Raw genomic sequence first — 3753 nt, forward strand, 5'->3', positions numbered from 1 at the left:
GACGCTCACGCAAAAGGGTATTCGTTCTACGCAAGCTTTGATTGATGATTATCTCAAGATTGATTATGAGACTTTTATTAATTCTGCTAAAATTTGTTTGCGATCTGCGGGCTTTTTACGCATAAATTCATCAGCCTTCCCCTGACGCAAATATGCAGAATTAATAAAAGTCTCATAATCAATCTTGAGATAATCATCAATCAAAGCTTGCGTAGAACGAATACCCTTTTGCGTGAGCGTCCGAAATTGTCCCCCACTCGTCTGAATCTGAAATTCTAACGCCCCATTCCCATCGCGCTGACGACTTCTGATAATCCGACAAGTCTCGCCGTGCATCATAAAGGTAAAATCTACCCGGACATCCATCGCTCCATTGCTAATGGCATCATCCTCACTTACTGCCCGACATTCGCCCCAAATCGCCCAAGTAATCCCCTCTAACAAAGAAGACTTACCTGCGCCATTGGCACCGCAGATACAGGCAGTATGCAGCCCCTTAAAGTCCAAACTGGCTTCGGTATAACTGAGAAAATTCTTGAGAGATAATTGTAAAGGAATCACGTTCGATCGCCGAATGGGTTTTACCTACACTCCATGATATAGAGTTTTGGGTCGCTTGTGGTATTTTTGTGCTAGTCGTCTAGGCTTTAGGTGTTAGGTGTTAGGTGTTGGGTTTTAGGCTTGAGGCTGACACCGGAATCAAGGAGTACTCAATTGTAGATCCACTCAACAAGTCTAATTTGTGTGGTGAGAGTGAATTTATGCCTAAGCAATTGTGGAAATTAATTAGTGTGGTAGGCGTAGTAGCCACGTTATCAAGCTGTAGTAAAGCACCCGTCGCCTCAACTACCAGCCCCCAAGTAGCAGTAAATAACAGTCCGACTCCATTACCCGCACCAAAAGAAGTCCGGATGACAGGATTTCAGCAAATTAATGGGACTCCATATCTATATGCACCAATTTATGTAGCAGCGCAAGAGCAACGCAGTATTATCAAAGAGATTAAATCTGCTAGCTATGAATCTAGCAAAGGAGATGAATATACGGCGGACATTCGGAACTATATGTTCGTACATCGAGATAACCTCTCTGCGAGTAAGCTGCTCGCAAACAATAGTTCGCGCCTGATAAGTCTAGAGCAAATTGGCGAACCAGCTCCACCAGATAAGTCAAATCCAGATCCGACGAGAACCAACTGGGTGAAAACAGTCAAAGCTCTATGGCACGTTCGGGTGTTGGCAGATACAAATAGCGATAAAATACTCAACGACCTCGATCGTAAGCAAATCGGGATCTCCGATGTTTCTGGGGCGAACTATACCGAAGTAATTAAGGATATCGATAAGATATTGCTAGTCTACCCCAAAGGCATCGATCGTCGCCTAGTAATTTACACGTCAGGGAACAAGCGGTTTGTGGCTAATATCGAGATTCCTACCCGCCAAGTCACAATTAAGGAGCTACCCGCATTAAAGTAGGCGAGATCTGACTAAGGAATGAGGATTAAATAATTTGCGTAGGTTGGGTTTCGCGCTGCTCTCAACCCAACCTACAGATATGTATATTATCTACTGCGTACCGACAAGTTGGATCGGCTTCGTTTTGAGATCTAAATCCCCCCTACCCCCCCTTTTTAAGGGGGGAACCGGATCCGGAAGTCCCCCTTTTCAAGGGGGATTTAGGGGGATTTTCACCAATTTCGCATGTTTCTAAAGATGTGTACATACGGTAGCTTGTAAAGGGGAGGGATTATGAGCCACACTCGCTTGTGAGCCGAAACCACTGTTTTGGGAAATGGTGCGGTACACTGTAGAGTGATAGGCGCGGCAGCACCATAGTGGGAGGAAGTTGCTTTGGATGAGTTACGAACGGCTTTAGAATTGGCTACAGAAGACGAGCTACAGCAATTAACCAGGATTCTCTTCAGCCGTAAGTTCAACCCCTTAGACTACGTTCGCACCCCAGATTTGGTAGAGATTCAGAGTCAAGAGCGAGATGTATGGCTGGATGCGATCGAAGATCGGTTTCGGTTTTTGGCAGCAGATGGAATTACAGTTTTACAAGGGCGGACTCAGGGAGTCAGCTACCGTCAGACATTGGTACAGGTATGTCGCTACCTCAAGATTCCCTATTCAAGCCAGCTTAGTACGACGGATTTAGAATCGGAAGTATTTTTGCATCTGATGGGTAAAAGCTGGCATAAATTACCATCGGGAGATCGAGATGCGCTCACGCTCAGAGTGCAGCAATCCCTTGCTAAGACTCGCTTCGACCAGCCTTTACCCGCACATATTCAGCACGATCCAATTAAATTAATTTTAAAGGGTAGTAGCGCGATCGCGGTGAGTTCGGTGATTAAACCGCTAGTACTCCACCAAATCGCCCGTCAATTTGCTTTTCACTTTGCCAGCTATGAAGTCGCCAAGCAAACCCTGATTAGGGGTGGATTGGCGGCTACCAGCCAAGTGCAAAGTTATATATCGCTTTATATGGCAAAGCGCGGCATGATGCTCTCAGCAACCCAACAGGTGGCAGTACGCGGTGTATTTACTATTTTAGGCCCAGCCATGTGGGGCTGGTTTTTTGCAGATCTCGGCTGGAGATCGATCTCGACTAATTATGGACGGATCATTCCGACAATCGTGGCTCTAGCACAAATCAGATTGACCCGTTCGAGCGACTGGGATTTGGCATATAGTTAAATCGGTATTTTATCTCGACGTTAAGTATTTTCCATCCACTAATATATGTCCACTGCTGAAAAAACAAGTTGGCGTTGGCAGTTAGAACAACTGCAACAACAGTTAGGTGAATGGCTTGAGGTAAAATTTAGATCTGACGATCGAGACTTGAACTTTGATATCTTTCCACCGTGGTTGGCACCGTTATTAGTCCGGCTGGTGTGGTTGCTATTAGCGGGGCTGGTTATCTGGTTCGCCTATCGAATTATCTATCCCTATTGGCAACAGTGGGTACGAAAAAAGGGACAACCCACATCTGAGCTAGCAGAGCCAGTACAGGTATATACCGTCGCCGAATTACTAACTAAGTCACAGCAGTTTCAACAAGATGGTGATTATACCCAAGCGAGTCGATGGTTGTATTTAGCTATGCTGCAACGCCTGAATGATGCAGAATTGATTCCCCATCAATTTAGTCGCACCGATCGCGAGTATATTAATGTATTGAGTGCGATTCCGATCGTCAATGTCGGCGAAATTTTAGCATCCATCCACGAACAACTCCACTTTGGCAATCGTCAAATCGCGATTGAAGATTTCGATCGATGTCAACAAGCATATCGACAAATTGAAAGTCAGCTAACAGCCAAAATTCCAGCAGTTTAATCTAAAATCTATCTAGAATCTAAAATCCAAATGACGGATTTGAACAAGTTATTCAAACAATATTGGCACCTTATATTATTAGCCGCGATCGCGATCGTTATCATCACGCTCGTTAGTGCGATTGGTGGCGATGTCAGACAACCAGGATCGAGCTATAGCATGGCACCTAATGGTTATAATGCTTGGTATCAGATGATGTCCGATCGCGGAATTAAAATCAAAAGATGGCAAAAATCTTTTCCAGCTCTGAGCAACTTTCCTGACTACGAAACAGGAGTCACTTTACTTCAAGTAAAACCCCAATTAGAACGATTAGATCTTACCGATATCCAGCAGAAATGGGTAAGTCAAGGCAACACGATCGTCATGTTAGGCGTGACAGCACCTGCCTGGGAGATTCCGTTTC

Annotated in this window: 4 protein-coding genes and 1 pseudogene; 4 read left to right on the plus strand and 1 reads right to left on the minus strand. The window is 44.9% G+C overall.

The window, feature by feature from the left end:
- Window positions 1–69: 69 nt before the first annotated feature.
- Window positions 70–561: pseudogene (locus Q0R35_RS00875) on the minus strand (AAA family ATPase); the annotation flags it as partial.
- Between the two features lie 200 nt (window positions 562–761).
- Here Q0R35_RS00875 and Q0R35_RS00880 point away from each other — a divergent pair.
- From Q0R35_RS00880 to Q0R35_RS00895, 4 genes are all read left to right on the plus strand, one after another.
- Window positions 762–1478: a hypothetical protein gene (locus Q0R35_RS00880; RefSeq protein WP_295613521.1), complete on the plus strand. Its 717-nt coding sequence runs from the start codon at window positions 762–764 to the stop codon at window positions 1476–1478.
- A gap of 375 nt (window positions 1479–1853) precedes the next feature.
- Window positions 1854–2702 carry a YaaW family protein gene (locus Q0R35_RS00885; protein WP_295613523.1) on the plus strand — a complete coding sequence of 283 codons (849 nt, stop codon included), beginning with the start codon at window positions 1854–1856 and terminating at the stop codon, window positions 2700–2702.
- Between the two features lie 45 nt (window positions 2703–2747).
- On the plus strand, window positions 2748–3347 hold the full coding sequence (locus Q0R35_RS00890) for a DUF4129 domain-containing protein (RefSeq protein ID WP_295613525.1): 600 nt from the start codon (window positions 2748–2750) through the stop codon (window positions 3345–3347).
- A gap of 30 nt (window positions 3348–3377) precedes the next feature.
- Window positions 3378–3753 (plus strand): DUF4350 domain-containing protein (locus tag Q0R35_RS00895; protein WP_295613527.1); only part of this gene is annotated, 376 nt, incomplete at its 3' end.

Source organism: Chamaesiphon sp. GL140_3_metabinner_50 (assembly GCF_025361915.1).
In the GTDB taxonomy this organism is placed as follows: domain Bacteria; phylum Cyanobacteriota; class Cyanobacteriia; order Cyanobacteriales; family Chamaesiphonaceae; genus Chamaesiphon.